Consider the following 25,688-nt stretch of genomic DNA (forward strand, 5'->3'; position numbering starts at 1 on the left):
GTCACAGGGCCGTCACAACGACGTGCGGCGGCCGCGGTGGTCCCCCCTGGCCACCGCGGCCGCCGTCCCCCGTACGAGCCCTCGGGTCTCCCCCGTACGCATCCCCCCGTACGCATCCCCGTGGGCTTCCCCCGTACGTCCCCCGTACGTCCCCCGTACGTTTCCCCCGTGCGTGCTGTGCTCGCCTCGGCTACGGAAGCGGTCCGGACGCGTGGTTGTCCAGCGTCACGATGTCCGCGTCCGGAGTCTTGTCTTCCTGCCCGAGCAGCGGCGTACCGCCCGAGGCATGGTTGTCCAGCGGCTTGATCTCGATGCCCGACGCGTGGTTGTCGAGCGGTCTGATGTCGCCGTCGTTCGGCAGGGCGTTCTCGTTCGTCGTCATCGTCGGATCTCCTGATGGATGAGTCGGGCCCGTTCGGCGATTCCCCCGTGGACCGCCGAACGGGTAGTCCTCCAGTCGACCCGCGAGTCCCCCGACCCGCCGAGCCGATGTATTCATGATGGCGGGCGGCGATAAACGAACGATGAACGTCACGTTCATCGGTCTACCGCGCAGGTCAGGCCGCCAGTTGTGACGCAAGTAACGTACGTACTTCGGCCAGCTCCGCCGAACCCAGTTGCGCGAACACGCTCTCCGCGTCCCGCCAGCACACCCGCGCCCGGTCCCGCTGCCCCAGCCGCACCAGGGCCTTCCCCAGCACCGTCAGCACGGTCGCCCGGCGCCACTCGCCGCCGATACCGCGCAGCGCGATGGCCTGCTCGGCGTGCGAGGCGGCCAGCGTCGGCCGGTCGGCCGCCAGATGCGCTTCCGCGAGCCGGAAGTGCGTCACGCCCTCCCACAGCGGCTGCCGGTTCTCGTGGAACAGCGAAAGCGCCTCGCCGAGCTGCTCCAGCGCCTCCCCGAGCCGGCCCGCCTGGGTGAGCGCGATGCCCAGCGCGTAGCGGCCGTTGGCCAGGCGCAGGGTCAGGCCCATCCGGTCGTAGATGGCGATGCCCTGTTGTGCGAGGTCTATGGCACTGGTGAGACGGCCCAGTTCGACGTGGATGCGGGACAGGTTGCACAGGGCGCTGGCCTCGCCGACGAAGTTGGCGTCGGCGCGGAAGTTCGCGATCGCCTCCAGCAGGAACCGCTCGCCGTCGGCGTGCCGCCCCTGGTAGAGCGCGATGATCCCGCGGTCGTTGGGGGCCCAGCAACTGGGCAGCGGGTCGTCGGCCTCGCGGGCCAGGGCCATCGCCCGGCGCGCTTCGTCGTCGGCCTCCGCGAAGCGTCCCGCCACCAGGTGGACCATCGTCAGCGTGGTGCGGGCCCGGCCCTCGGCGTGCGGGTCCCGGACGCCGCGCGCCGTCTCGCAGAGCGCGCGGGCGGCGGACTCGTACTGTTTCGAGTTGGCCCCGGACTCGGTGAGGTCCTTCGCCGCCCACAGCAGGTCCACCGCCCGGCGCAGCACGTCCGGCCGCTCGGCGCCGCGGACGGAGGCCTGCCGGACGCAGGCGAGCAGCGGGTCCGCCTCGGCGAACAGCCAGTCCAGCGCGGTGCGCGCCTCGGTGAAGGCCAGTCCCGGATGGCGGGTGGCGGACATGTGGGCGGGCAGCCGGTCGCCGGGGCGTTCCAGCGCGTACACCCCGGCGGCGGTGGCGAGGTAGAAGTCGAGGAGCCGGTCGAGGGCGGCGGTGCGGCCGGCCGGTGGCTGTTCGTCGCGATCGGCGCAGGCACGCGCGTAGAGGCGTACGAGGTCGTGGAAGCGGTAACGGCCGGGCGCGGCCGATTCGAGCAGGGAGCAGTCGACCAACGCTTCGAGGAGGTCCTCGGTGTCGTGCTCCGGCAGGTCCAGCAGGGCGGCGGCGGCCGGGAGGGAGATGTCGGGGCCGTCCGCGAGCCCGAGGAGCCGGAAGGCCCGCTGCTGGGCGGGCTCCAACTGGCCGTAGCCCAGCTCGAAGGTGGCCTTGACGGCCAGGTCGCCGGCCTGGAGTTCGTCCAGGCGGCGACGCTCGTCGGCGAGCTTCGCGGCGAGGACGGAGACGGTCCAGGTGCGGCGGGCGGCGAGTCGGGAGGCGGCGATGCGGATGGCGAGCGGCAGGAACCCGCAGGCTCCGACCACGTCGAGGGCGGCCTGCCGCTCGGAGCGCACGCGTTCCTCGCCCACGATGCGGGTGAACAACTGGAGCGCCTCGTCGGGGCTCATCACGTCCAGGTCCACGAGGTGGGCCCCCGCGAGGCCCGACATGCGGACCCGGCTGGTGACGAGGGCGGCGCAGCCCTCGGTGCCCGGCAGCAGCGGGCGCACCTGGGCGGCGTCGCGGGCGTTGTCGAGGAGGACGAGCACGCGGCGGCCGTCGAGCGTGGAGCGGTACAGCGCGGCCCGTTCGGCGGCGGTGTCGGGGATGGTGGTGTCGGGGATGCCCAGCGCGCGCAGGAAGGACCCGAGGACGGCGACGGGCTCGGCGGGTCGCGGTTCGGTTCCCTGGAGGTCGACGTAGAGCTGCCCGTCGGGGAAGTGCGGGCGGGCGGCGTGCGCGACGTGTACCGCGAGGGTGGTCTTGCCGACGCCGCCGATGCCGGCGAGCGCGGATACGGCCATCACCTGGCCCTCGGCGCCGGCCAGGATCTCGCCGAGCTCGTTGACGAAGGGGGTCCGGCCGGTGAAGTCGGGGACGGTCGCCGGCAGTTGCGCCGGCCGGACGGCCACGGGCGTGGCGGCCGGGGTCGGGCCCTCGACGCGGGCGAGTTCGGCGTCTGCGCGAAGGATGCGCTGCTGGAGCGCGGAGAGTTCGGGACGGGGATCGACACCGAGTTCGTCGGCGAGGAGGCGGCGGGTGTCGGCGTAGACGGCGAGGGCCTCGGCCTGGCGGCCGCTGCGGTACAGGGCGAGCATCAGCAGCTCGCGCAGCCGTTCGCGCAGGGGGTGGGCCGCGGTGAGGGCGGTGAGCTCGGAGACGGCCTCGGCGTGGTGGCCGACCTCCAGGTCCAGGTCGAGGCGGGTTTCGAGGAGCTGGAGGCGCCATTCCGCGAGGCGGGTGCGCTCGGTGTCGGCGTGCGGGCCGGGGACCCCGGCGAGGGGTTCGCCGTCCCACAGGTCCAGGGCGCGGGCGAGCAGCGTACGGGCGAGGACGCGGTCCCCGGCGGCGCGGGCCTTGTCGGCGTCGGCGGCGAGGGCGCGGGCGACGCCGAGGTCCAGGGCGGCGGCGTGGTGCAGGCGGATCGCGTAACCGCCGGCGTCGGTGACGAGGAGCCCCGGGTCGAGGACCTTGCGCAGGCGCGAGGCGTACGTACGGATCGTGGCGAGGGCCTGCTGCGGCGGCTCCTCGCCCCAGATGGCGTCGATGAGTTCGGGCGCGGTGGCGGTGCGGCCGTCGCGGAGCAGCAGCGCGGCGAGCAGGGCGCGCTGCTGCGGGCTGCCGGAGGGCAGTGACTCGGAGCCGCGCCAGGCGCGGACGGTGCCGAGGACGGCGAAGCGGTTGCCGGCGACGGGCTCGGCGGGGGTGGGCTCGGCGGTGGGGCCCGCGGTGGGGAAGGTGGCGGTGGGCGCGCCGGGGGGTGTGGGGGCGGACGTGGGCGCGCCGGCGGTGGTGGGTGCGCCGGCGGGGCTGGGGATGTTCCGGGCCGCCTCGGGGTGGTTCCGCTGGTGCGGGATGGCCGGTATGCCGTCCATCTGTCGTCCCCCCTGCCTTCCGTCGGTGTAAGGGCCAGTCTGCCCTGTCTTGCGTCCACCCGTCAGCCCGCAGCGGAGTGATCCCTTCCCGGACGACGCGGAACTAGCTGACGATCCGTCAGATCGACGCTACCGTAGTCGTCATGGAGACCTTCCCGAAGATCATCTCGGTGGACGACCACACGGTGGAGCCCCCTCACGTCTGGCAGGACCGGCTCCCGTCCAAGTACCGCGACATCGGCCCCCGCGTCGTCCGCGCCCCGTTGAAGGAGATGACCTTCCTCGGCGGGAAGTTCGCCCCCGTCATGGGCGCCAAGGGCGACGATGGGCCCATCGGCGACTGGTGGGTGTACGAGGACCTGCACCGGCCGCTCACCCGCCTCGACACGTCCGTGGGATACGACCGCGACGAGATCAAACTGGAAGTCATCACCTACGAGCAGATGCGCCCGGGCTCCTTCTCGGTTCCCGATCGACTCGCCGACATGGACGTCAACCACGTCCAGTCCGCCCTCTGCTTCCCGACGTTTCCGCGCTTTTGCGGTCAGACCTTCACCGAAGCCGCCGACCGCGAACTGGGGCTGCTCGGCGTGCGGGCGTACAACGACTGGATGGTCGAGGAATGGTGCGGCCCGGACGCCCGGGGCCGTCTCGTCCCGCTCACCCTCGTGCCCCTCTGGGACGCGGGACTGGCCGCGGCGGAGGTCCGCCGCAACGCCGCGCGCGGGGTGCGGGCCGTCGCCTTCTCCGAGATACCCCCGCACCTGGGGCTCCCCTCCATCCACACCGACGACTGGGACCCTTTCCTCCGGGCCTGCGACGAGACCGGCACGGTCATCGCCATGCACATCGGCTCCTCCTCCCGGATGCCGTCGACCTCGGCGGACGCCCCGCCGGCCGTCGGCTCCACCATCACCTTCGCCAACTGCTGCTTCTCGATGGTCGACTGGCTGATGAGCGGCAAGTTCGAGCGCTTCCCGAACCTGCGGATCATGTACGCGGAGGGCCAGATCGGGTGGATCCCGTACATCCTGGAGCGCGCGGACGTGGTGTGGGAGGAGAACCGCGGCTGGGGCGGCGTGGCGGACAAGGTCCACCGGCCGCCGTCCGAACTGTTCGCGGAACACGTCTTCGGCTGCTTCTTCGACGACGCGTTCGGGCTGCGGAACCTCGACGCGATCGGCGTGGGCAACGTCCTCTACGAGACGGACTACCCGCACTCGGACTCCACCTGGCCCAAGTCCCGCGAGGTCGGCGAGGCGCAGATGGGGCACCTCGCGCCCGACGTCGTGGAGCGGATCGTCCGGGGCAACGCCATCGACCTCCTCGGCCTGACCCCGGAAGGGTTGTGGGCGGGGTGAGGTCGGGTCGCGGCGGGTCGGTGCGGGCGGTGACGGATACGGGTGGATGAGCCGGCGCGCCCCGTGGGAGGGGCGTGAGGTTCGTACGGTCCGCTCGTGGCAACACCCGCGTCCCGGAAGTGGGATGGTGGAGCCCGGGGTCTCGGCGGGGTCCGGCCCTTGCGGCGGCGGGGGTGCCAGGGCATGCTTCGCCAGAGCAAAGCGGGGAGCGTGGCGAGGGGTGGCTCGGGTGGACAAGCGGACCGTGGTGACCGCGGTGCTGTGCGGGGTGGCGGCGCTGGGCGCGTCCGCGGCCATGACTACGGTGGTGCCGGCCGCGGACGGGACGGTGTCGGCGCATCCGAAGTCGGCACCCTCGGGGACGGCTTCCGCGAAGCCGCCGTCGCGGTCGCAATCGGCGAAGCAGCCCCAACTGGCGAAGCCGCCGCGGCCGAGCTCGACACCGGTGACCCCGCGTCCCGGCGGACCGTCCGCCTTCACGGGTGCGCTGTTCGAGGGTGGTCTGGACGGTGATCACTTCTGCACCGCGACCGTCGTGCACAGCCCCGGCCGGAACCTGATCGTCACCGCCGGACACTGCCTGGTGGCGGGAAAGGACGGCGTGGGCGGCGCGGTCTTCGCACCCGCGTACGCGAACGGGAAGGCGCCGTACGGTACGTGGAAGCTCGAAGAGGTCTACGAGGACACGCGCTGGACGGACGACGGGAACGACGACTACGACCTCGCCTTCGCCCGCCTCGCCCCCGACGCGTCGGGCCGCGACATCGAGGACCTCACGGGCGCCGCCGTCCTGGACACGTCGGGCCGTACCGGCGAAGAGGTCACGGTGACGGGCTACCCGGCCGACCGCAAGGTGCCCCGCACGTGCACGGCGGTGTCGGTCCGGGAGAAGGCGACCGAGCAGCGCTTCGACTGCGCCGACTTCCCGGGCGGGACGAGCGGCAGCGCGTGGATCGCCCGTGACGGGAAGATCGTCGGCATCCTGACGGGCGGCGATACGGACGACGTCTCCACGAGCACCGTGCTGGGGGAGTACGCGGCTTCCCTGTACGCCCGCGCGACGGCGGGCTGAGCGCGGGGACGAGCGGGCGGTGGGCCGGCGGCGGCCCGTTCCCGGGTGACGCCGTGTGGCCTCGCCTGATCCCGTCCGCTCCCGGTGGTCAGGCGATCAGGCCGAGGTGGACCGGTCCGGCGGAGGCGCGGGCCAGCAGCTCGTTCAGTCGCGGCGGCCACAGGGGTTCCCCGAGCGTGGCCAGCGCACTCGGGGAGAGCCAGCGCCAGTGGGCCTCGGGGTACTCCGGGACGGGATCGCGGCGGGGGCCGGTGGTGACGTAGATGTGCTCGTGCTGGCGGACCCGTGTGCCCCGGTAGGTGAAGTCGTGCTCCCAGGTGCAGAGCAGTCGCTGCGGTTCCAGATCGGTCCACCCGGTCTCTTCGCGCAGCTCCCGCCGCACGCACTCCTCGGGGCTCTCCCCGGGGTCGATGCCTCCGCCGGGCGGGAGCCAGTGGATGCCGACTTCGCTGTTGTTCTCCCGGAAGAGGAACACCGATCCGGTCGGGGAGAGTACGACAATTCGCGCTGCCTGACGGGGAGTTCTCATCAGATCATGGTACGTCGGAAGGGTCGGGACGGTACCTGTGTGTGGGTGGGGTTTTGGGGGCGGTGTCCCCGAGACCCGGCCTCGCCGGCGTCCGCCGCCCCCGTTGGGCCGCCGGGATTCGTGCACGCACCTTGCCTGACGGATCGTCAGCTACGACGATGCGTCGGGCCGGTATGACGCATCGGCACGGCCCACACGAAGGCGAGGCGGTCACGATATGGCGCGCGTGTTCACCGAAGGCCGGCTGGCGTACGGGATGCAGCTCCCGATCCAGTCGCAGAGCACCCTGTACGCAGAGCCCTGGGAGGCCGCGGCCACCGCCGACGACCTCGCGGAGGTCGCCCGGGCCGCCGACCGGGCGGGGTTCGGTTACCTCGCCACCTGCGATCACGTGGCCGTCCCGCGCCGCCTCGCCGGGGCGATGGGCACCGTCTGGTACGACCCGGTGGCGACCCTGTCCTACCTCGCCGGGATCACCGAGAACGTCCGGCTGCTGAGCCACGTCGCGATCGTCGCACTGCGACACCCGCTGGTCACCGCGAAGCAGTACGCCACCCTCGACCACCTCTCGGGAGGGCGCCTGATCCTCGGGGTGGGGGCCGGGCACGTGGCGGAGGAGTTCGCGGTGCTCGGCGTCGACTTCGCACGCCGCGGGGCGGTGCTCGACGAGACGCTGGACGCCCTGCGCGCGGCCCTGGGCCCGGACGAGTACCCACGGTTCGAGGGCGAGCGGTTCCCCTTCGCGGACCTCGGGCAGCGGCCCCGGCCCGCCCAGGCGCGGATTCCCGTGTGGGTCGGAGGCTCCTCGCCCGCCGCCGTGCGCCGGGCCGCCGTGCGCGGCGACGGCTGGCTCCCGCAGGGCGACCCGCGCGCGGCCCTCCCCGCGCAGATCGCCCGTATCAGGGAGCTGCGCGCGGCGGCCGGGGTGGAGGACCCGCCGGAGATCGGTGCGATCACCGAGGCGCTCTACGTCGGCGAGCCCGCCTGGGCCACCGGCCGCCGCACGCTCACCGGCAAGGCGGAGGCGCTCGCCGCGTCCCTGCGCGAGTACGCCGCCCTCGGCGTGGATCAGATCCAGGTGCGTTTCCGCAGCCGCGACCGCGCCGAACTGATCGACCAGATAGCCGCCTTCGGGGCCGAGGTGGCCCCCCTCCTCAACGACTAGGAGCATCGGCATGGGCAAGCTGGAGGGACGCGTCGTCCTCATCACCGGCGCCGCGCGCGGCCAGGGCGAGCAGGAGGCCCGCCTCTTCGCCGCCGAGGGGGCGAGTGTGCTGCTCGGGGACGTGCTGGACGAGCAGGGCGCCGCGGTCGCCGAGGAGATCCGCGAGGGGACCGGCGAGGACCGGGCGCGCTACGTACGGATGGACGTCCGCAGGGAGGAGGACTGGGCCGCCGCCGTCACCGCCGCCAAGGAGGCCTTCGGGCGGATCGACGGCTTGGTCAACAACGCGGGCATCCTGCGCTTCAACGAGTTGACCGCGACCCCGCTGGAGGAGTTCGAGCAGGTCGTGCGGGTCAACCAGGTCGGCGCCTTCCTCGGTATCAGGGCGCTCGCCCCCGAGATCGAGGCGGCGGGCGGCGGGACGATCGTCAACACCTCCTCCTATACGGGACTGACGGGCATGGCGTACGTGGGCGCGTACGCCGCGACCAAGGCGGCCGTCCTCGGGCTGACCCGCGTCGCCGCGCTGGAACTGGCCGCGAAGAACATCCGGGTCAACGCGATGTGCCCGGGCGCCGTGGACACCCCGATGGCCAACCCGGGGTTGCTGGACCCGGCGGGGATGACCGACGAGGCCCGGGAGGCGATGGCGGACCTGTACAAGCGGGTGGTCCCGCTGGGCCGGGTGGGCCGGCCGGACGAGGTCGCGCGGCTCGCGCTCTTCCTCACCGGCGAGGACTCCTCGTACATCACCGGCCAGCCGTTCGTCATCGACGGCGGTTGGACGGCCGGGGTGAGCCTCCTCTGACCACGGGAACCACGTTTCCTGATGATGCGTCAGGTATTGACGCTCCCGGTGCGCGGTGGAACAGTCGGCTGCATCGAATCTGACGCAACGTCAGAAAACTAAGGACGGTGAACCCCTTGGAATTCGGGCTCTTCGTGCAGGGATACGTGCCTGAGGCGCGGTCCAGGGTCGACCCCGAGGCGGAGCACAAGGCGCTGATCGAGGAGACCGAGTACGTCATCCAGGCCGACAAGTCCGGCTTCAAGTACGCCTGGGCCTCCGAGCACCACTTCCTGGAGGAGTACTCGCACCTCTCCGCGAACGAGGTGTTCCTCGCCTACCTCGCCCACGCCACCGAACGCATCCACCTCGGCTCGGGCATCTTCAACCCCCTCGCCCCGGTGAACCACCCGGTCAAGGTGGCCGAGAAGGTCGCCATGCTCGACCACCTCTCCAAGGGCCGCTTCGAGTTCGGCACCGGCCGCGGCGCGGGCAGCCACGAGATCCTCGGGTTCCTGCCCGGCATCACCGACATGAACCACACCAAGGAGATCTGGGAGGAGACCATCGCGGAGTTCCCCAAGATGTTCCTCCAGGAGGAGTACGAGGGGTTCCAGGGCAAGCACTGGTCGCTGCCCCCGCGCAAGATCTTCCCCAAGCCGTACGGCAAGGCGCACCCCGCCATGTGGTACGCCGCCGGGTCGCCGTCCTCGTACGCGATGGCCGCGAGGAAGGGGCTGGGGGTCCTCGGCTTCAGCGTGCAGAAGGTCTCCGACATGGAGTGGGTGCTGGAGCAGTACAAGACGGCGATCCGGGAGGCGAAGGCCATCGGGGCCTTCGTCAACGACAACGTGATGGTCACCTCCACCGCGATCTGTGCCGAGACCCACGACAAGGCCGTCGAGATCGCCGTCAACGCGAACATGAACCGGTTCCAGTCGCTGGTGTTCCGCTACCACGACACCTTCCCGCGCCCCGAGGCCATCCCGCAGTGGCCCGAGACCCTGCCCGAGTACAACGCGGAGATCATCGAGCTGTTGATCGCCGAGGAACTGCTGATCTGCGGCGACCCGTCCGAGGTCCGCGCCCAGTGCAAGCGCTGGGAGCAGGCCGGCGCCGACCAGTTGTCCTTCGGCCTTCCGACCGGCGTGTCCTACGAGGACACGATGACGACCATCAAGCTCATCGGCGAGCACGTGATCCCGCACATCGACACGGACCCGGTCCACCGCACGACCCGCTTCCGCCAGGCCGTCTGAACGGCCCGCCCGCCGTCCGCCCCCGGCCCCGCCCCGGCGGGTCCGGAACGCCACGTCAGGGAAGAAGGAGCCTCAGCGTCATGCTCGACCACCTGATCAAGGGAGCGACCGTCGTCGACGGCACGGGCGCGCCCGCGTACGTCGCCGACATCGGCATCCGGGACGGGCGGATCGTCGTCATCGGCGAACCCGGCACCGTCACCGAGCCGGCCCGCACCGACGAGGACGCCACCGGGCTCGTGTTGTCCCCCGGGTTCATCGACCCCCACACGCACTACGACGCCCAGTTGTTCTGGGACCCGTACGCCACCCCTTCCATGAACCACGGCGTGACCACCGTCGCCGGCGGGAACTGCGGCTTCACCCTCGCGCCCCTCCACCCGGACCGCCCCGAGGACGCCGATTACACGCGCCGCATGATGAGCAAGGTGGAGGGGATGGCCCTCGCCGCACTCGAAGAGGGCGTCGACTGGAGCTGGTCCACCTTCGGCGAGTACCTCGACGCCCTGGAGGGGCGGATCGCCGTCAACGCCGGATTCATGGTCGGCCACTGCGCGCTGCGCCGGTACGTCATGGGCGAGGACGCCGTCGGCGGACAACCCACCGAGCGGCAGATGCGCCGGATGCTCGAACTCCTCCACGACGCCATGGAGGCCGGCGCCTGGGGACTGTCGACCACCCAGTCCTCCACCCACTCCGACGGCTCCGGCGCCCCCGTCGCCTCCCGGCACGCGAGACCGGCCGAACTCCTCGCGCTCTCCCGGGCGGTCGGCGAGCACGAGGGCACCCAGTTGGAGGCGATCGTCGCGGGCTGCCTCGACCAGTTCTCCGACGAGGAGATCGACCTCTTCGTGGAGATGAGCGCGGCCGCCGGCCGCCCCCTGAACTGGAACGTCCTCACCATCGACGCCTCCGTGCCCGAGCGGGTCCCGCGCCAGCTGACGCCGAGCGAGCGGGCCCGTGCGGCCGGTGGCCGGATCGTCGCGCTGACCATGCCGATCCTCACCCCCATGAACATGTCGCTCGGCACCTTCTGCGCGCTGAACCTCGTCCCCGGCTGGGGAGAGGTCCTCGGACTGCCGGTCCCCGAGCGGATCGCGAAGCTCCGCGACCCGCAGGTGCGCGCCGAGATGCTGCGCCGCGCCGACAGCAGGGAGGCCGGGGTCTTCCGCCGCCTCGCGAACTTCGGCCGCTACGTCATAGGGGACACGTACAGCAAGGAGAACGAGGGCCTCTCGGGCCGGGTCGTGAACGACATCGCCGCCGAACGCGGCCTCGACGCCTTCCACTGCCTGGTGGAGATCTGCGCCAACGACGACCTGCGCACCGTCCTGTGGCCCATGCCCACCGACAACGACCCGGCGAGCTGGGCGCTGCGCGCCGAGACCTGGCGGCACGAGGACGTGATGCTCGGCGGCTCCGACGCGGGAGCCCACCTGGACCGGATGTGCGGGGCTCCGTACACGACCCGCTTCCTCGGCGACTGCCTGCGCGGCCGCAAGCTGGTGCCGCTGGAGCAGGCGGTACGGATGCTCACCGACGACCCGGCGCGCCTGTTCGGCCTGCGCGGGCGCGGGCGGATCGCCGAGGGGTTCCACGCGGACCTGGTGCTCTTCGACCCCGAGCGCATCGAGGCCGGCCCCGCGACGCTCGTCCACGACCTGCCCGGGAACAGCCCGAGGCTGGACGCGCGGGCGGTCGGGATCGTGTCCGTACGCGTCAACGGCGTGGAGACGATCCGCGACGACCGGGTGACGGGTGCGACCCCGGGCACCGTGCTGCGATCGGGCCGCGACACGAGGACGGTGAGCACTCGATGAACGCTCCGCAGAGGCTGTACATCGGCGGCGAGTGGGTGGAACCCGCGGGCGGCCACTACGAGGTCGTCAACCCCGCCGACGAGTCGGTGGTCGCCCTGGCCCCCGAGGCCACCCGCGCCCAGGTGGAGGAGGCGACCCGCGCGGCGGCCGATGCCTTCGGGAGCTGGTCGCGAACGAGCCCCGAGACGCGCGCGGCCGTCCTGGACCGGGCCGCGGACATCATCCAACGGGAGTACGAGCCGTGGGCGGCGCTCGCGCGGGCGGAGACGGGCGCGCCCACGGGCATCGCGCGCGGCATGCAGGTGGGCGTGGGGGTGACCCGCTTCCGCCGGTACGCGAAGGGCGCCCTGGAACCGGTGGAGCGGGGGCTGCCGCCGCAGGTCACCGAGGCCGGCCCGATGGGCGGGGCGAGCGTGCTCGGCGCGCTGGAGGTGCGCCAGCCCGTCGGCGTGGTCACCTGCATCACCTCGTACAACAACCCGTGGGCCAACCCGGCGGGCAAGGTGGCCCCGGCGCTGGCCATGGGGAACACGGTGGTGGTCAAGCCGGCCCCGCAGGACCCGCTGTCGGTGTTCAAGATGGCGCAGGCGCTGGACGAGGCGGGGGTACCGGCGGGCGTCGTCAACGTGGTCTCGGGCGCCTCGGTGGAGGTCGGCGAGGCGGCGGTGGACTCCCCGTACGTGGACATGGTGTCGTTCACCGGCTCCACCGGGGTCGGGCAGCGGATCGCCGAGGTGTGCGGCCGCTCCATGAAGCGACAGCTGATGGAGCTGGGCGGCAAGGGCGCGGCGGTGGTGATGGACGACGTGGGCGAGGCCGGTCTCGACGCGGCGGTGTCGGGGATCGGCACCACCTTCTCCTTCTACAGCGGCCAGATCTGCACCGCCCCGACGCGGGTGATCGTGCACCGGTCGGTGTACGGGGCGCTGGTGGAGAAGCTCACCGGCTATCTGGCGTTCATGAAGGTGGGCGATCCGGCGGTCCGGGGCACGGTGGTCGGCCCGGTGATCTCCGCGGCGCACCGGGACCGGGTCGAGTCGTACGTCGAGCTGGGTCGCAAGGAGGGCGCTCGGATCGCGTACGGCGGCGAGCGCCCGGTGGTGGGGGAGGGCCGGGGTTTCTACGTGGCCCCGACCCTGCTCGTGGACTGTACGAACGACATGCGGGTGGTGCGGGAGGAGATCTTCGGCCCGGTGGTGGTGGTCGTGCCCTTCGACGGCGGTGAGGACGAGGCGGTGGCGCTGGCCAACGACAGCGACTTCGGCCTGCTGAGCTACGTGTGGTCCGGTGACCCGGCGCGCGCGTTCCGGATCGCGCGGCGGCTGCGGACGGGCGGGGTGGGCGTCAACACCATCGGGCGGAACATGGAGGCGCCGTTCGGCGGCTTCAAGAGGTCCGGGGTGGGGCGGGACGTCGGTTCGTACGCGCTGCACGCCTACAGCGAGGTGCAGTCGATCGTGTGGGCGGGGTGAGGCACGGGTCACACGGGAAACTTCAGGAGCCGACAAAACGGACACAACTGCGGTTTCCGTATAACGGAAGGCTTTGTCCGACCCCTCTCGACCTACGGATAGATGCCCGAGTAAACCTTTCATTTTCATGGCGAATTCCATTTGTCGAGATGGATTCAAAGGTCATTTGGCCCCGGTCCATCCGGAGTCGAAGCCTCCAGATGTGGAAACCGCACCCTCTAACGTCCTGACCCATGACACAGCTGGACGTTCGGCCGCCCCAGGCGGCCGCAGAGACGGAGAGCGGTGCCGCCGACGGCGACGTCCGCGGCAAAGGGCTCGGCAAGGGGTCCGTCGGCCTCGTCGGAAGCGCCGTCATCGGCATCTCCACCGTCGCTCCCGTCTACTGCCTGACCTCCACGCTCGGCTCCACGGCCGGCGAGGTCGGCGTCCGGATGCCGGCGGTGTTCCTCGCCGGCTTCCTCCCGATGCTGCTGGTCGCCTTCGCGTACCGCGAGCTGAACAAGGCCGTCCCCGACTGCGGCACCTCCTTCACCTGGACCGTGAAGGCCTTCGGACCGCGCGTCGGCTGGATGTGCGGCTGGGGCCTGGTGATCGCCACGATCATCGTGCTCTCCAACCTGGCAGGCGTCGCCACCTCGTACTTCTGGCTCCTGGCCGGACAGATCACGGGCAACGACGCGATCGCCGCCCTGGACCACGACAAGACCGTCCACATCGCCACCTGCCTCACCCTCATCGCCGCCGCGACCGCGATCAGCTACCGCGGCATGACCGCCACCAAGGGCGTGCAGTACACGCTGGTCGGCCTGCAACTGGCGGTCCTCGCGATCTTCGTGGCGATGGCCTTCCGGAAGGCCGCCGCCGGCACCTTCGACACGGGGGTGCACTTCTCCTGGCAGTGGATGAACCCCTTCGCGGTCGAGTCCATGGGCGCCTTCACCGCCGGACTCTCCCTCTCGATCTTCATGTACTGGGGCTGGGACACCTGCCTCACCGCCAACGAGGAGACCATCGGCTCGGCCAAGACCCCCGGCCGCGCCTCCCTGATCGCCATGGTCGTCCTCGTCGGCTCCTACCTGGCCACCGGCATCGCCGCCCAGGCGGCAGTCGGCTCCGGCACCAAGGGCCTCGGCCTCGGCAACCCCGAGACCTCCGGCAACGTCTTCGCCGCGCTCGCCGGTCCCGTGATGGGCCCGCTGCTCGGCATCCTGCTCTTCGTCGCCGTCCTCGCCTCCGCCGCCGCCTCGCTCCAGACCACCTTCATCCCGGTGGCCCGCACGGTCCTGGCCATGTCCACGTACGAGGCCCTCCCCGCCTCCTACGCCAAGGTCCACCCGCGCTTCAAGACCCCGGGCCGCGCGACGGTCACGGCCGGCGTCGCGACCGGCGTCTTCTACACCGTGATGTCCCTCGTCAGCGAGAACGTCCTGACCGACACGATCTTCGCGCTCGGCCTGATGATCTGCTTCTACTACTCGCTGACCGCCTTCGCCTGCGCCTGGTACTTCCGGCGCGAGCTGCGCGACTGCGCCCGCGACCTGCTCTTCAAGGGCGTCTTCCCGGTCCTGGGCGGGCTGCTGCTGGCCTCCGTCTTCTGCAAGACCCTGGTGGACATGTGGAACCCGGCCTACGGCTCCGGGTCGACCGTCCTCGGCGTCGGCAGCGTCTTCGTCATCGGCGTGGGGCTGCTCGCCCTCGGCCTGCTCGTCATGCTCGCAACCGAACGGCGCAGCCCCGCCTTCTTCCGGGGCGAGGTCCTGACGAAGTCGACGCCGGCCCTGGTGGTCGAGGACTGAGCGGTCAGAGCGCGCCCGACGCCGGATGGTGACCCCCGGCGCCGTGGGGTCGTTGGACGGGGCATGAACCCCATCAAGCGCGGCCTCGCCGCACTGATCCTCACCGGCGGCGCGGCACTCGCCCTCACCCCCGCCCTCGCCCACGCCGACGAGCCCGCCGCCCAGGCGCCCCCGGTCGCCGAGCGCCTCGGTGACATCGTCGACCACCCCGGACAGGCGGTCCAGGACACCAAGACGGCGGTGGGCGCCACGGCCTCCGCGGCGGGCAGCGCGACCAAGGCCACCGACAGCTCCCTCACCGGCGCCGGCTCCGCGCTGACGGCCGGACTGCCGAAGCCCCCGAAGGTCGGCTGAGACGACGGCCCCACCCGCGGCGGCCGTCGCCGCGGGCGGCCGCAGTCGTTGGGCCGGACATGATCCTCTGGTTACTCAACAACCTCAGCACGTTCGTCCTGGGCGTCCTGCTCGTCGGCGGTTTCACGGCCCTCGCGGTGGTCGGCAGCGTCGCCGCCCGGCGTCGCTTCCCGCACCTGGCGGCCGGTGAGCACAACGAGATGGTCGGGGTCGCCCTCGGCATGTTCGGCGCGATCTACGGAATCATCCTCGCGTTCGTCGTCGTCACGCTCTGGACGCAGTTGGAGAACACCCAGAACGTGGTCGCGGGCGAGGCAACCGACCTGGCCCTGGTCGTGCGCAGCGCCGAGGCGTTCCCGGCGGCCGACCGCGCCAAGGTGGACCGGGCGGTCGGCGCCTACGTACACGCCGTGGTCGACGTCCAGTGGCCGATGATGCGCGACGGCAGACCCAGCTTCGACGCGACCGCCGAGCAAACGCACGCCATGTACACGGCGCTCCAGGCCTACGAACCCGTCGGTTCGCGCAGCGAGACCTTCTACCAGGAGGCCGCGAGCCGCCTCAACGACGTCGCCGCGCAGCGCAGGGCCCGCGTCACCATGGCGGAAACCTCACTGCCGACGCTGTTGCAGGTGTTGGTGTACGGGGGCGCGCTGGTGATCCTGCCACTCACGTTCCTGTTCGGGCTGCGGAGCCTGAAGATGCAACTGCTGTTCGTGTCGGCGGTGGCGGCGCTCATCGGCTTCAGCCTGCTGCTGGTGATGGTCCTCGACCGGCCGTTCGCGGGGGACCTGAGCGTCAGCCCGGCCCCTTACAAGGAGGCGGCGCTGGCGCAGTTCTGGCCGGCGGGCGGGTAGGCGGCGGGCGCTCCCGGTCGGGTCCCAGGGCCCGGGCCCGAGCCCGTGAGCCGGCCCTAAAAGCAGGTGCGGTCGCGAACGGCGCGACCTAGCGTGAGGCGGTGAGCAGCGACTACCCATTTGCCGACGGGCACAACCTCGTCTGGGACCTGACCGGTTTCGGAGCCGACGAGGAGATGGTCGAGTCCGTCACCCTGACCCGGGACCAGTTCCTGCTGGTACGGCACCTGTTCGTGTCGGTCGACGACCCCTGGATGGTGGCGGGCGAGTACCGCGTGGCGCCGGGCCTGTGGCCCCACCTGCGTCGGGCCGTCCCGGGTCTCGGCTTCCAGCGTGACGCGGACTACTACCTCGGCGCCCGTCAGGCCTTGCCTGACGGGCGTTTTTGGCGTCCAGCGGTCGGTGTGACCGCCCCGGGGCCCATTCCGCCGCCCTAGAGGCCGGACGCCGGAGTGGGGGCGGCCCCCGGCGGCCGGCGTGGCCGGATGTGACAGAACGGCGTCATTGCCGTCATCCGGGGGCCGGGTGACGATGGGGTCATGTCCACCGCCCGCCGCGTCGTCATCGCGGTCTTCCCCGATGTCGACCTCCTCGACGTCACCGGTCCGGCCGAGGTGTTCGCGCTCGCCAACCGGGAGACCGGGGGGCGGGCCGGCTACCGGGTGGAGCTCGCGGGGCCGTCCGAGGGGCTGGTGACCACGTCGGCCGGGGTGCGGCTGGTCGCGGACCTCGCGTTCGACGAGGTGGACGGGGCACTGGACACGCTGCTGGTGCCCGGCGCCGTGGACGCGCACCCGGACGGGCCGGTCGCCCGGATCGACCGGGAGGTGGTGGCGTGGCTGGGGAGGGTCGCGCCGCTCGCCCGGCGGGTGGCCTCGGTGTGCGTGGGTGCGCACCTGCTGGCCGCGGCAGGGCTGCTGGACGGGAAGACGGTCACCACCCACTGGTCGACCGCGGCCCAACTGGCGGCCGACCACCCTGCGGTGACCGTCGACCCCGACCCGATCTTCGTGCGGTGCGGGAACGTGTGGACCGGGGCCGGGATCAGTGCGTGCATGGATCTCGCGCTGGCCCTGGTGGCCGACGACCTGGGGGAGGAGGTGGCGCTGGCGGTGGCGCGGCAACTGGTCATGTACCTCAAGCGGCAGGGCGGCCAGAGCCAGTTCTCCGTCCCGCTCAGCAGGCCGGCCGCCTCCCGCAGGGACATCGACGAACTGCGGACCTACATCGCCGAACACGTGGACGGCGATCTGTCCGCCGCGGCCCTCGCGGCACGGATGTGCCTCAGCGAGCGGCACTTCGCGCGGGTGTTCCGCCAGGAGACCGGCACGACCGCCGCCGCGTACGTCGAGGCCGCCAGGGTGGAGGTCGCCCGTCGCCTGTTGGAGGGCACCGACCGGCCGCTGGAGCAGGTCGCGGCCGCCAGCGGGCTGGGCTCGGTGGAAACCCTCCACCGGGCGCTGCGCAAGCAGATCGGCGCCACCCCGGCGGCCTACCGCCGCCGCTTCCGCGTCTCTCTCTGACGGACCACCGCGTCTCTTCCCGACGGACCGGCACGCCCGCGCCGGTCCGGTGCCTACCCCTACACCCAAGGAGCTTCGCCATGACCGCTTCCACCAGCCTTCGGGGCCTGACCGGCCTCGACGACGGGCTGCCGCGCCTCGCCGACACCACCCTCGTGATGATCGACTTCCAGAACACCTACCGCACCGGTGTGATGGCCCTCGAAGGAGCCGAGCAGGCCCTCGCCGCCGGGGCCCGGCTCTTGGGGGCGGCACGCGCCGCCGGGATTCCCGTCGTGCACGTCGTCAACGACGGCGGTGAGGGCAGCCCGTACGACATCCGCGCGGAGATCGGCGCGATCAGCGACGAGGTCGCCCCGATCGAGGGCGAGCCGGTGGTGGTCAAGCGGGTGCCCAACGCCTTCCACGAGACCGGGCTGGACAAGACGCTGCGCGAGGTGGGCGCCGGCAAGGAGCTGGTGCTCGCCGGGTTCATGACGCACATGTGCGTCACCTTCACGGCCGAGGGCGCCTTCCACCGCGGCTACCGTCCCACCGTCGTCGCCGAGGCCACGGCCACCCGGGCGCTGACCGGCCCGGACGGGTCCGTGGTGCCCGCCGCCGCGCTCCGGACGGCCGCGCTGACGACGATCGGGGACCTCTTCGGCGTGGTCGCCCCCACCGTCGCGGACCTCACCGAATAACAGGTGCCCCCCGGCGCGCGGCCGCGTAGCGTCGCCCGCGTGCCCCGTAAGCAGAAGAACTCCCGCCGATTGGTCGTCGACGGGCGCGTGTACCTGTGGCGGACCCGCCACAGCCACCGCGCGCCGGGCGGCGGCCGGTCCGCGGGCTGCCGTCAGACCCTCACGTTGACCCCGCACCCGGTCGGCACGGGCGCCGCGCTGCGCATCGTGTTCGCCTCGGGTCCGGACCGCTTCGTCCCGGGTGGGGCCTACGTCGGCTCCGGGGACGTGGGCTACGTCCGGGGGGCCTCGCTGAACCTGCACGAGCCGGGCGCCGTCCGGGCGTTGCTCGACGTGGCGACGGCCGGCGGCCGGCTGCCGGGGGACCGCCGGCCGGTGGAGCTCGACGGCTGGACCCTGCTGGAGGCGGCGGTAGCCGCGCGGGCGGGGGACGCCGACCCCGCGAGCCCGTAGGCCGACGGGACCCGGTGCGGCCCGCGGGTCACGCCGCGGCCAGGAGCGGGCGGAGCGGGCCCGCGGCCAGGCGCGCGGTGAGGGCCGGGGCGTGGCGGCGGACGGCGCCGGCCGCCGCGGCGGCCACGACGGCGCCGACGAGGAAGCCGGCGAGTACGTCGTGGGGGTAGTGCACGCCCACCCAGACCCTGGATGCGGCCATGAGGACCGCCGCGGCCAGGGCGACGCCGCCGAGCCGCCGTGACACGTAGAACAGCGCCACGGCGGCCGCGGCGGCGAGCGCGGAATGGTTGCTGGGGAACGACCAGTCGCCGGGCGCCGGACAGGCTTCCAGGGTGGCGACCCCGAAGGTCCGGCACGGCCGGTCCTCGCGGACCGCGAGCTTGAGCAGGGCGTCCACCCCGAAGGCGGCCAGGGTGATCAGGGGAACCGCGAGGGCGGTGACCGCCGCCGGGGTCCCCGCCCGGCGGGCCTGCCACCAGCCGGCCAGCATCAGCACGGCGAAGAGCGCGAGACCGTAGGCCGACCAGGCGGTTGTCAGGGAGTTGAGCCAGCCCGGCGCCCGGTGGGCGGCGTCGATGACATCGACGTAGGCCGAGCCGTCGATGTGCGAGCCGTCGTACGCGAGGGTCATCAAGCGGTTCCGTTCTGGTGCTTGCGGGCCCGCCGGGAACGGAGCACTTCGATGGCGAGGGGCAGCAGGGACACGGCGACGACCAGGGCGACGATCGGCAGCAGGTACCGGTCGACGTTCGGGATGGAGGAGCCGAGCGCGTACCCGGCGAGGACCAGACCGACCGTCCAGACGAGACCGCCGACGACCTGCCACAGGGTGAAGACGCCGGCCGGCACCTTCAGGGCCCCGGCGAGCGGGTTGAGGACCGTACGCACCACGGGCACGAAACGGGCCAGGACGATCGCCTTGGCGTGCCCGTACTTGGCGAGGAACTCCTCCGCGCGCTCCGCGCCCTCGTGGAGGCGCTTGGAACGGCTGCGTTCCAGGAGGGCTCCGCCGCCGCGCCGGCCGATCAGGTAGCCGGCCTGGGCGCCGACCAGTGCCCCGACCGCCGAGGCGAGCAGTACCAGGGGCAGCGAGAGGCGCGGCTCGCCCTCCGCGCTCCCGGCGCACAACAGACCGGCCGTGAACAGCAGCGAGTCACCGGGCAGGAAGAAGCCGATCAGCAACCCCGTCTCCGCGAACATCACCACCGCGATGCCGACGATGCCGAAGGTGGCCAGGAGGGAATGCGCGTCGAGCAGGTTGACCGCGAGGTCGTTCGCGGCGGGGACGGCCAAGGAGGTGACAACGGCCATGGAGGGGGCCTCTCATTGGGTTCGTGACGGATGCGCGCAGCCGGAAGCCGGGCGCCGGGGGGAACATCCGGTCGACTACAATCCCGTAGACGGTCTACGGCACTGTAGACGATCGCGAGGCGGGGAGAGGGCGATGAGCGGGTCGACGGCCGACCGCAGGCCGGCGGGGGAGCTGGAGGCGAGTGTCCTCGCCGCGCTGTGGGCGGCGAAAGCACCCCAGACGGCCGCGCAGGTGCAAAGGACCCTGACGGCGGACCTGGCGCGCACGACGGTGACGACCATCCTGTCCCGCCTCCACGAGAAGGGGACCGTCGCCCGGGAGCGCTCCGGCCGCGGCTACGCCTACTTCCCCGTGCGGGACGCCCACGGCCTCACGGCCCGGCGCATGCACCACGAGCTCGACAAGGACAGCGACCGCGAGACCGTCCTCGCGCGGTTCGTCTCCGAGCTGAGCCCCGACGACGAGCGCGTCCTACGGGAACTGCTGGACGGCGGCGGGCAGTGATCACCGGCCTGCTCGCCTCCCTGCTGCTGCCCTTCGCCGCGCCGCCCCTCGCCCGCTGGGCCGCGCCCCGGCTGCGCCCGTCGGTCGCCCTGTGGGCGCTGACCGGCACCGCGTGCGTCCTCGCGGTCGGCCGGCTCGCCGCACTCGGGGGCCTGCTGCTCACCGGGGCGCTCGGCGTGTCGGCACTAGCGCGCCTCGGCCACCTGGTCCACCCGCTCGACGTCGCGCCCGCCCTCGCCGATCCCGCGGCCGCGCTGGCCGTCGGCGCCCTGTCGCTCTGCGCGTACGGGATCGCCCGCTCGGTGCTCCGCCAACTCCGCCACTACCGCCGCGCTCGCGAGCAGGTGCGCTGGGCCACCCAGGCCGGTGACCTCAGCATCCTGGACCGGCCCGACCCGGACGCCTACGCACTGCCCGGGAACCCGGGGCGCGTCGTGGTGACCTCCGGCATGCTCCGGGCCCTGGACGGGCCCGAGCGCGAGGCCCTGCTCGCCCACGAACGCGCCCACCTGACCGGCCGCCACCACTGGTTCCTCGCCGCCGCCGATCTCGCCGCGCGCTGCCACCCCGCCCTGCGGGCCGTGCGCGACGCCATCGCCCTCACCGTGGAGCGGGTCGCCGACGAGGCCGCGGCGGCCGCAACCGGCGACCGCCGGCTCATCGCGCGGGCCATCGGCCGGGCCGCGCTGGCCGGGCACGGAGCGTCGGGCGCGGTGCGTCCGGCCTTCGCCGCCCGCGCCGTCGGCGGCCCGGTCCCGCAACGCGTCCGGGCACTGCTGCACCCCCCGACGGCGCGACCGCTCGCGGCAGCGGCGGCGGCCTGCCTGCTGGTGGCCCTGGCGGCGGGAACCACCGTCACCACCGGCGTGGGGCTGGACCTCCTGCACCGCGACGTGGAGGTCGCCCAGGGCGAGGCACCGGCCGCCCGCTGACTTCCGCCCGGGCGCCGGTCACCTCCGACGGGACCGTCAGAGGTACCGGGCGAAGTCGTCCAGGGTGCGGAGCACCTCCGCCTCCGCGGCCGGCGGCAGTTGCAGCACGACCTCCTCGATCCCGAGGTCCGCGTAGTGGGCCAGCTTCCCCGGGTTGGGGCGGACGGCGTACGGGACCACCTGGAGGGTCTTCGGGTCGCGGCCCGCCTCCTCCCACGCGCGGCGCAGCGCCGGGAGGGACTCGCCGAGACCGCCGCCGCCGATGGGCAGCCAGCCGTCGGATTGCCCGGCGACGGCCGCGAAGAGCTTCGGGCCGGCGGCGCCCCCGATGAGCGTGCGCGGCCCGTGCAGCAGAGCGCCGGGGCCCAGTTCACGGGCCGGGCGGACCGGCTTGGGGTGGGCCAGGCTGGCCCGGACGGAGCCGAAGGCGCCCTCGTAAGGGGTGGGTTCGGGGGACCACAGGGCCCGCATCAAGGCCAGGCGGTCCCGGACCAGTTCGCGCCGGGTCCGCCACTCGACACCGTGGTCGGCGGCCTCCTCCACGTTCCAGCCGTAGCCGACGCCGAGGGTGAGGCGGCCGCCGGAGAGGTGGTCCAGCGTGGCGGCCTGCTTCGCGAGCACGATCGGGTCGTGCTGCGCGACCAGGGTGATCCCGGTGCCGAGGTGCAGCCGCTCGGTGACCGCGCAGGCCTGACCGAGCGCCACGAAGGGGTCGAGGGTGCGCCCGTACTCCTCGGGCAGTTCGCCGCCCATCGGCGCGGGGGTGTCGCGGGCGACGGGGATGTGCGTGTGCTCGGGGAGGTAGAGGCCGGCGAAGCCGCGCTCCTCCAGGGCCCGGGCCAGGCGGGTGGGGGTGATGGTGCGGTCGGTGAGGAAGATGGTCGTGGCGATCCGCATGGGTGATGGCACCTCCGAGACGTCGGGCGGCCAACGTACGGCCCCCGCGCCCCCGCGCGACACCCCGGAGCACGAGCCGCGCCGCCCGGCGCCGCACCGCCCCGGCGGGCCCGTCGCCGACAGGGGCGGGGCCTGCGGCCCGTCCGCATCAGTGCAGCGGCTGACGCGATTCCGCGCGGACCTTGAGGGTGGTTTCGGCCATCCGGTCGAGGTCGATGGAGGCGGGGTCTTGAAGGGCGGTCGCGGCGGTGACCACGGCGACCGTGGCGGCCGTGTTGGCGTCCGCCCAGGCGCACATGGGGAAGGGGACCTTGGTGCCGTTCTGCAGGGAGGTCAGCACCTGGCAGGTCAGGGTGATGTCCGAGCCGGTCGGGGTGATGTCCCTCGGGGGGACCGCCTGCCCGGCGCCGTCGCCCTCCTGGGCGCCCGCGATCATCTTGCGCCGGGAGTCCGCAGGGTCCTTGAACCGGCCGTACATGCCGGAGATGGCGAGGACGCCGGGGTCGGTGGCGGAGTCGGCGGTGGCGTACTGGGCGACCACCGGCTTCGGGTCGCGGACCTTGGGGTCGTAGCCGCCGTCGATGATCTCCTTGTCCTTGGTCCCGGACGCGTCCTGCGACAGCCGGTGCGTGCCGCTCAGCATCGTCTTCGGCACCGTCAGCCGGTACTCGGCGGCCGGGAACCCGGCCCCGCTCACGACGGCTCCCGCCCGGGCGACCCGGTTCACCACGAACCCCGCGACGAACAGCCCGCCCAGGGGGATCGTGACGACGGCGATCACGATCCCGGCCCGGCTCTTGCGCGGCGGCGGCCCCATCGGCAGCGGCCCCGTCGGCGCCGGTCCCACCGGCGGCCCCAGGGCGCCTGGCCGGGGTACGGCTGCGGCGGGTGGGGCGGGCCCGGGTACCCCTGCTGTTGCGGATAGGGCCGGCCGCCGGGCGGGCTCGGGTACTGCGGGTCCGTACGGACCCGGGGAGTGCGGGGGCGGAGGCGGCATGCTCATGATCGGAAAGCCACTTCACCCCACCGACACCCCGTCAGCCGCGCGGATAGCGCGAGAGCCAGCCCGGCGCGGAGGCGGAGGGGCCGTGCAGGGCGGGTCCCTGCGTCATCTCCAGCGCGAAGTCGTCGGCCAGCTCCAGGATCGTGGCGCGGCCCTCCACGTCGGCCAGCCAGGCGGCCGGCAGGGCCGTCTCCCCGTGCAGGGCGCCGAGCAGCGCCCCGCACAGGGCGCCGGTGACGGTCGAGTCCCCGCCGTGGTTGACGGCGAGCCGCAGCCCGTGCGGGACGTCCTCGGCGACCAGGGCGCAGTACACGGCGACGGCGAGCGTGTCGTCGGCGTCACGGCCGTCCCCCGGGGAGAGGGACTCCACCATCTTGGGGCTCGGCTCCCCCTGCGTGGCGGCCGAGACCGCGCGGCGCAGGGCGTCGGTGACCGGCTGGTGGGAGGGGCGGCCCCCGAGCAGGCCGAGGGCGCGCTGCACGGCGACGTCCAGCGCATCACCCCGGGTCAGGCCGTGGACGATCACGGCGAAGGCTCCGGCGGACAGGTACGCGGTGGGGTGCCCGTGGCTCTGGGTCGCGCATTCGACCGCGAGTTGGAGGACGAGGGCCGGTTCCCAACCGACCAGCAGGCCGAACGGGGCCGAGCGCGCGGTCGCGGCGGCGTCCCGGGCGGTGGGGTTCTTCGGCTGGTCGGGCGTGCCGAGCTTGTCGTCGGCGAAGCCGGTCATGCAGGCGCGGTCGGGGCCGCGGCGGGCGTAGAGCCACTCCTGCTGCGCGAGCCAGCCGTTGTCCTCGCGCCGCTCGTCGGGGCCCCAGTCGTGCTGGGTCGCGGCCCAACGAAGGTAGGCCCGGTGGACGTCGGTCGGCGGGTGCCAGCCGCCGGTGTCGCGGCGTACGTGGGCCCGGATCAGCCCGTCGACGGTGAAGAGCGCGAGCTGCGTCGAGGCGGTGACGGTGCCCCGGCGGCCGTAGGCCGGGGCCGGTTCGGTCAGGCCGGCCAAGCCGTGCGTCTCGCGGATGCCGTCGAGGGAGAGGCCGGCGACGGGCGCGCCGAGGGCGTCGCCGATCGCGGAGCCGAGCAGGGTGCCGCGGACCCGGCTGCGGAAGTCCTGCTGTTCGGTCCGTCCCCAGAACGCGGTGGAGGTGGCGCTGGAGGTGACGGCGGCCGTCGGCGCCGCCGCGGGTACGGACGGGCCGGTGCCGGCAGGGGCCGCCGCGTCCGGGGCCGTAGGCGTCGCTGTGCTCGTGTCCATGCTGTTTCCCCCCAGGCTTTGGCGCGCACTGTAGTGGACAGGTTCGGTCGAACCCGGACGGTATGCGTCAGGTCGCGCAGAAGTGGTCGGAGAACGGCCGGAATCCGAACACAACAGGCCGCCGTCCCGTCCCTCGGCGTCTCGTCGTCTCACACTCACCGTCTCCGTGGTCGCGGCCCCCGCCGCGAGCGCCTCCGGCTGGGACCTGCCCTGGTCGGGCCACCAGCAGGGCCGGGCCGTCCCCTTCACCGAGGCGAGCGTGACCGCCGGCGCCGACGGCTCGTACACGGTGGAGTGGAAGGCCCGGGGCGTGCGCAAGGTCGAGATCCGGGCCGGCGGCAAGGTCGTCGCCCGGGGCGGCGCCGAGGGGCGGGCCGTGGTGACGGGACTGCCCGCCGCCGACCGCCAGTGGTTCGACCTCACACCCGACCGCGCCCACGGCCTGCACCTGGCGGACCGGCTGGTCAAGCTGGAAGGAGCCGTCAACTTCCGTGACGCGGGCGGCTACCGCACCGCCACCGGCCAGTGGGTCAAGACGGGCGAGGTCTACCGCTCCGACGCACTGGACAAGCTGACCCCCGCCGACCTGGCCAAGCTCCGTCGCCTGCACGTGAGGACGGTCTTCGACCTGCGCACCGAGAGCGAGCGGACGAAGGGCGCCGACCAGGTCCCCGCGGGCGCCGCGTACCACGTCGCCGATGTCTTCGCGGGCTCGTCGGCCCTCCAGGTCCTGCCGAAGACCCCCGAGGAGGCGGTGCAGTTCATGAGGGACGCCGAGAAGGCCATGGTCGCCGGCGCGGGCGGCAAGACCGCGTACACCGAGGTCTTCGAGGGCGTCCAACAGGACCACGATCGCGCCGTCGTCTTCCACTGCACGGCCGGCAAGGACCGCACCGGCTGGGCGAGCGCCACACTCCTGACGGCCCTCGGCGTCCCGTGGGAGACGGTCATGGCCGACCACCTGGCGAGCAACGGCCTTGCGGCTGACGCGGGCGCGG

25 protein-coding genes are annotated in these 25,688 nt (G+C 73.0%); 17 read left to right on the top strand and 8 right to left on the bottom strand.

What is annotated here, in order from left to right; genetic code table 11:
- Positions 1-190 precede the first annotated feature (190 nt).
- Positions 191-382, bottom strand: a complete 192-nt coding sequence (locus E6R62_RS32525) for a hypothetical protein (protein ID WP_136217077.1) — start codon at positions 380-382, stop codon at positions 191-193.
- 175 nt (positions 383-557) lie between these two features.
- Positions 558-3,650, bottom strand: coding sequence for a BTAD domain-containing putative transcriptional regulator (locus E6R62_RS32530; protein ID WP_240802026.1), 3,093 nt, complete (start codon positions 3,648-3,650; stop codon positions 558-560).
- 143 nt (positions 3,651-3,793) lie between these two features.
- On the opposite strand from E6R62_RS32530, the gene E6R62_RS32535 reads away from it, so the two are divergent.
- Positions 3,794-5,011, top strand: a complete 1,218-nt coding sequence (locus E6R62_RS32535) for an amidohydrolase family protein (RefSeq protein ID WP_136217078.1) — start codon at positions 3,794-3,796, stop codon at positions 5,009-5,011.
- 229 nt (positions 5,012-5,240) lie between these two features.
- Entirely contained in the window at positions 5,241-6,083 is an 843-nt protein-coding gene (locus E6R62_RS32540; RefSeq protein WP_240802027.1) for a serine protease, read from the top strand.
- 88 nt (positions 6,084-6,171) lie between these two features.
- On the opposite strand, the gene E6R62_RS32545 is transcribed toward E6R62_RS32540, so the two are convergent.
- On the bottom strand, positions 6,172-6,612 hold the full coding sequence (locus tag E6R62_RS32545) for an NUDIX hydrolase (RefSeq protein WP_136217079.1): 441 nt from the start codon (positions 6,610-6,612) through the stop codon (positions 6,172-6,174).
- A 217-nt stretch (positions 6,613-6,829) separates the two neighbouring features.
- Here E6R62_RS32545 and E6R62_RS32550 point away from each other — a divergent pair, with 217 nt between their 5' ends.
- The 12 genes from E6R62_RS32550 to E6R62_RS32605 all read left to right on the top strand — a co-directional run bounded on the left by E6R62_RS32550 (position 6,830) and on the right by E6R62_RS32605 (position 18,784).
- Positions 6,830-7,777, top strand: a complete 948-nt coding sequence (locus E6R62_RS32550; protein WP_240802028.1) for a TIGR03619 family F420-dependent LLM class oxidoreductase — start codon at positions 6,830-6,832, stop codon at positions 7,775-7,777.
- A gap of 10 nt (positions 7,778-7,787) precedes the next feature.
- On the top strand, positions 7,788-8,585 hold the full coding sequence (locus tag E6R62_RS32555; RefSeq protein WP_136217080.1) for an SDR family NAD(P)-dependent oxidoreductase: 798 nt from the start codon (positions 7,788-7,790) through the stop codon (positions 8,583-8,585).
- Between the two features lie 116 nt (positions 8,586-8,701).
- A complete protein-coding gene (locus tag E6R62_RS32560; RefSeq protein WP_136217101.1) occupies positions 8,702-9,823 on the top strand; it encodes an LLM class flavin-dependent oxidoreductase in 1,122 nt (373 codons plus the stop codon).
- Positions 9,820-11,643, top strand: coding sequence for an amidohydrolase family protein (locus E6R62_RS32565; protein ID WP_368773880.1), 1,824 nt, complete (start codon positions 9,820-9,822; stop codon positions 11,641-11,643). The genes E6R62_RS32560 and E6R62_RS32565 overlap by 4 nt, the downstream gene beginning before the upstream one ends.
- The gene (locus E6R62_RS32570) at positions 11,640-13,115 is read left to right on the top strand and encodes an aldehyde dehydrogenase family protein (protein ID WP_136217082.1); all 1,476 of its coding nucleotides are present in this window, start codon (positions 11,640-11,642) and stop codon (positions 13,113-13,115) included. The genes E6R62_RS32565 and E6R62_RS32570 overlap by 4 nt, the downstream gene beginning before the upstream one ends.
- Positions 13,116-13,348: 233 nt before the next feature.
- Positions 13,349-14,914: an APC family permease gene (locus E6R62_RS32575; protein WP_136217083.1), complete on the top strand. Its 1,566-nt coding sequence runs from the start codon at positions 13,349-13,351 to the stop codon at positions 14,912-14,914.
- A gap of 63 nt (positions 14,915-14,977) precedes the next feature.
- Positions 14,978-15,268 (top strand): hypothetical protein, encoded by a 291-nt coding sequence (locus tag E6R62_RS32580; RefSeq protein WP_136217084.1) that lies wholly within the window; start codon positions 14,978-14,980, stop codon positions 15,266-15,268.
- Between the two features lie 59 nt (positions 15,269-15,327).
- On the top strand, positions 15,328-16,125 hold the full coding sequence (locus E6R62_RS32585) for a DUF4239 domain-containing protein (RefSeq protein WP_136217085.1): 798 nt from the start codon (positions 15,328-15,330) through the stop codon (positions 16,123-16,125).
- Positions 16,126-16,226: 101 nt separating this feature from the next.
- Positions 16,227-16,562: a hypothetical protein gene (locus E6R62_RS32590; protein WP_136217086.1), complete on the top strand. Its 336-nt coding sequence runs from the start codon at positions 16,227-16,229 to the stop codon at positions 16,560-16,562.
- A 102-nt stretch (positions 16,563-16,664) separates the two neighbouring features.
- Positions 16,665-17,648 (top strand): GlxA family transcriptional regulator, encoded by a 984-nt coding sequence (locus E6R62_RS32595; RefSeq protein ID WP_136217087.1) that lies wholly within the window; start codon positions 16,665-16,667, stop codon positions 17,646-17,648.
- Between the two features lie 80 nt (positions 17,649-17,728).
- A complete protein-coding gene (locus tag E6R62_RS32600; protein ID WP_136217088.1) occupies positions 17,729-18,331 on the top strand; it encodes an isochorismatase family protein in 603 nt (200 codons plus the stop codon).
- A 39-nt stretch (positions 18,332-18,370) separates the two neighbouring features.
- Positions 18,371-18,784, top strand: coding sequence for a hypothetical protein (locus E6R62_RS32605; protein WP_206308917.1), 414 nt, complete (start codon positions 18,371-18,373; stop codon positions 18,782-18,784).
- A gap of 28 nt (positions 18,785-18,812) precedes the next feature.
- Here E6R62_RS32605 and E6R62_RS32610 read toward each other — a convergent pair whose 3' ends face one another.
- Positions 18,813-19,418: a phosphatase PAP2 family protein gene (locus E6R62_RS32610; protein ID WP_136217089.1), complete on the bottom strand. Its 606-nt coding sequence runs from the start codon at positions 19,416-19,418 to the stop codon at positions 18,813-18,815.
- Positions 19,418-20,098 carry a DedA family protein gene (locus E6R62_RS32615; RefSeq protein ID WP_136217090.1) on the bottom strand — a complete coding sequence of 227 codons (681 nt, stop codon included), beginning with the start codon at positions 20,096-20,098 and terminating at the stop codon, positions 19,418-19,420. The genes E6R62_RS32610 and E6R62_RS32615 overlap by 1 nt, the downstream gene beginning before the upstream one ends.
- Positions 20,099-20,231: 133 nt before the next feature.
- On the opposite strand from E6R62_RS32615, the gene E6R62_RS32620 reads away from it, so the two are divergent.
- Complete coding sequence (locus tag E6R62_RS32620; protein WP_136217091.1) at positions 20,232-20,603, top strand: BlaI/MecI/CopY family transcriptional regulator; 372 nt, start codon at positions 20,232-20,234, stop codon at positions 20,601-20,603.
- A complete protein-coding gene (locus E6R62_RS32625; RefSeq protein WP_136217092.1) occupies positions 20,600-21,535 on the top strand; it encodes a M56 family metallopeptidase in 936 nt (311 codons plus the stop codon). The genes E6R62_RS32620 and E6R62_RS32625 overlap by 4 nt, the downstream gene beginning before the upstream one ends.
- 36 nt (positions 21,536-21,571) lie before the next feature.
- Here E6R62_RS32625 and E6R62_RS32630 read toward each other — a convergent pair whose 3' ends face one another.
- From E6R62_RS32630 to E6R62_RS32640, 3 genes are all read right to left on the bottom strand, one after another.
- The gene (locus tag E6R62_RS32630) at positions 21,572-22,432 is read right to left on the bottom strand and encodes a TIGR03619 family F420-dependent LLM class oxidoreductase (RefSeq protein ID WP_136217093.1); all 861 of its coding nucleotides are present in this window, start codon (positions 22,430-22,432) and stop codon (positions 21,572-21,574) included.
- 148 nt (positions 22,433-22,580) lie between these two features.
- Positions 22,581-23,279 (bottom strand): hypothetical protein, encoded by a 699-nt coding sequence (locus tag E6R62_RS32635; protein ID WP_168714252.1) that lies wholly within the window; start codon positions 23,277-23,279, stop codon positions 22,581-22,583.
- Between the two features lie 190 nt (positions 23,280-23,469).
- Complete coding sequence (locus E6R62_RS32640) at positions 23,470-24,690, bottom strand: ADP-ribosylglycohydrolase family protein (RefSeq protein WP_136217095.1); 1,221 nt, start codon at positions 24,688-24,690, stop codon at positions 23,470-23,472.
- Between the two features lie 166 nt (positions 24,691-24,856).
- Between E6R62_RS32640 and E6R62_RS32645 the strand changes: the two genes are divergently transcribed.
- The coding region (locus E6R62_RS32645) for a tyrosine-protein phosphatase (RefSeq protein WP_240802029.1) at positions 24,857-25,688 on the top strand (832 nt) is incomplete at its 3' end.

It is taken from the genome of Streptomyces sp. A1136, from assembly GCF_004795055.1.
Lineage (GTDB): Bacteria > Actinomycetota > Actinomycetes > Streptomycetales > Streptomycetaceae > Streptomyces.